The following is a 2,635-nucleotide window of genomic DNA, read 5'->3' as shown; positions in this document are numbered from 1 at the left end:
GGCCCAGCACCGTGACACGGGGCGGCGATCCGGTGACCCGGACGCCGCCCCGCCGCGCTCAGGACCGCGCCGTCGTTCCGACGGCGGCGAACTCCAGGATCGCCCGGTTCACCTCGTCGGCGTTGGTCCACGGGATGCCGTGCGGCGCACCGCGCAGGGTCACCAGCCGGGCGTCGGGCAGCATCGGCGCCAACCGCTGCCCGGTCGCCGCCAACGGCAGCACCCGGTCCTGGTCGCCCTGCACCAGCAGCACCGGCACCTCCAACCGGGGCAGGTCGGCCCGGAAGTCGGTCAGCCAGGCGTCCACCGACTGGTACGTGCCGATCGCCGAGGCCCGCGCGCCGATCTGCCAGTGCGCCCGGTACGCCTCCTCGCTGACCGACCGGCCCCGGTTCTCGTCGTAGTTGAAGAAGTTGTCGCAGAAGGTGGTGAGGAACGCGAACCGGTCGGCGAGGATCGCCTGCTGGAACCCGTCGAACAGGCTCCGGTCGAGCCCCTCCGGGTTGTCCGGCGTCTTGAGCAGGAACGGCGCGAGCGGGGCCAGCAGCACCGCCCGGTCCACCCGGTCCGGCCCGTACGTGCCGAGGTAGCGGGTCACCTCCCCGGTGCCCATCGAGTGCCCCACCAGGATGGCGTCCCGCAGGTCCAGCTCGTTCACGAGCGCGTCCAGGTCGGCCGCGAACGTGTCGTAGTCGTACCCGGCGGCCGGCTGGGCGGAGTTGCCGAAGCCCCGCCGGTCGTACGTGATCGTCCGGTATCCGGCCGCGAGCAGCGCGTTGGTCACCTTTTCCCACGTCGCCCCGTTGAACGGGAACCCGTGGATCAGCACGACGGGTTGACCGGAGCCGTGGTCCTCGTAGTACAGGTCGATGGGCGCGGAGTTCTCCGCGCCGACGGTGATGAAGGGCATGTCGTCTCCCGGGGCGGGGTCGGGGCCGTCGGACGCCCCGCGCTTTCCCGACCCGACCGCCGGTATGCCTGCCCCCCACCTGGCGGCGGGGCGCGGGAAGGGCCGGGTGGCGGACCGGCGGCGGCCGGCGGTGTGTGATGCTGGCGGCGATGACCGAGTCGACCGAGTCCCGCCGGCAGCGGGCCGCCCGCCGGGCCGGGGAGTTCCCGCCCGCGCCCGAGCCGCTGCCCCGCCCCGTGCCGGACAGCCACACCCACCTGGACATCACCGTCAGCGAGGCCGGCGCGCCGGCCGGCGGCGCGGGCGGCAACGCCACCGCCGACGACCCCGTGGCGGCGGCCGTGGCGGTGGCCGCCGGGGTGGGGGTGGACCGGCTCGTCCAGGTCGGCGTGGACGTCGCCTCCTCGGCGTGGGGCGCCGACGCGGCCGAGCGCTACCCGGCGGTGCTGGCCACCGTCGCCCTGCACCCCAACGAGGCGCCCCGGCTGGCCGACCTCGACGAGGCGCTGCGCGCGATCGAGGCGCTCGCCGCCCGGGACCGGGTGCGCGGCATCGGCGAGACGGGCATGGACTTCTTCCGCACCGGCGACGAGGGACGCGCCGCCCAGGAGGAGAGCTTCCGGGCGCACATCGCCATCGCCAAGCGGTACGGCAAGGCCCTCGTCGTCCACGACCGGGACGCCCACGCCGACGTGCTGCGCGTCCTCGACGACGAGGGCGCCCCGGACACCGTCGTCCTGCACTGCTTCTCCGGCGACGCCGAGTTCGCCGCCGAGTGCGTGCGCCGGGGCTACCTGCTCAGCTTCGCCGGCACCGTCACCTTCGCCAGCGCCACCGCGCTGCGCGAGGCCGCCGCCCTCACCCCGCTGGAGCAGATGCTCGTGGAGACCGACGCCCCGTACCTGACGCCCACCCCGCACCGGGGGCGGCCCAACGCGTCGTACCTGGTCCCGCTCACCGTCCGGGCGCTGGCCGCGACCACCGGCGCGGACCTCGACGCGCTCTGCGCCGCGCTGTCGGCCAACGCCGAGCGCGCCTTCGGCCCGTGGTGACCCCCGGCCTGCTCGGCCCGGCGGAGATCCGGGAACTCGCCGCCCGCCTCGGCGTCAGCCCGACGAAGAAGCTCGGCCAGAACTTCGTGCACGACCCGAACACCGTCCGCCGGATCGTCACCGCCGCCGGCCTCGCCCCCGACGACGTCGCCCTGGAGGTCGGCCCCGGCCTCGGCTCGCTCACCCTCGCCCTGCTGCCGGTCGCCGCCCACACCCACGCCGTGGAGATCGACCCCACGCTGGCCGCCGCCCTGCCGGAGACCGCCGCCCGGCACGCCGGCCCGGACGCCGCCCGGCTCACCGTGCACCGCGCCGACGCCCTGCGCGTGACCGCCGCCGACCTGGCCGACCCGGCGCCGACCGCCCTGGTGGCGAACCTGCCGTACAACGTGGCCGTGCCGGTGGTGCTGCACCTGCTCGCCGAGCTGCCCACCCTGCGCCACGGACTGGTGATGGTGCAGAAGGAGGTCGCGGACCGCCTCGTCGCCGGCCCCGGCTCCAAGGTCTACGGCATCCCGTCGGTGAAGCTCGCCTGGTACGCCCGCGCCCGCGCCGCCGGCCGGGTGCCCCCGAACGTGTTCTGGCCGGTACCCAACGTCGACTCCGGGCTGGTCGCCTTCACCCGCCGCGAGCCGCCCCGCCCCGACGTCCCCCGGGAGCGGGTCTTCGCCGT

3 protein-coding genes are annotated in these 2,635 nt (G+C 75.7%); 2 read left to right on the top strand and 1 reads right to left on the bottom strand.

What is annotated here, in order from left to right:
- Positions 1 to 58: 58 nt before the first annotated feature.
- A complete protein-coding gene (locus tag LPU43_RS09530; protein ID WP_229399868.1) occupies positions 59 to 910 on the bottom strand; it encodes an alpha/beta fold hydrolase in 852 nt (283 codons plus the stop codon).
- 137 nt (positions 911 to 1,047) lie between these two features.
- On the opposite strand from LPU43_RS09530, the gene LPU43_RS09525 reads away from it, so the two are divergent.
- Positions 1,048 to 1,962 (top strand): TatD family hydrolase, encoded by a 915-nt coding sequence (locus LPU43_RS09525; RefSeq protein WP_229399867.1) that lies wholly within the window; start codon positions 1,048 to 1,050, stop codon positions 1,960 to 1,962.
- Positions 1,959 to 2,635 (top strand): 16S rRNA (adenine(1518)-N(6)/adenine(1519)-N(6))-dimethyltransferase RsmA (rsmA, locus tag LPU43_RS09520; RefSeq protein ID WP_229399866.1); only part of this gene is annotated, 677 nt, incomplete at its 3' end. The genes LPU43_RS09525 and rsmA, both read left to right, overlap by 4 nt.

This window comes from Micromonospora okii, assembly GCF_020884795.1.
GTDB classification, from domain to species: domain Bacteria; phylum Actinomycetota; class Actinomycetes; order Mycobacteriales; family Micromonosporaceae; genus Micromonospora; species Micromonospora okii.
The sequence above is the reverse complement of the archived record's forward strand: the minus strand, read 5'-3'. Positions and strand labels throughout refer to the sequence as shown.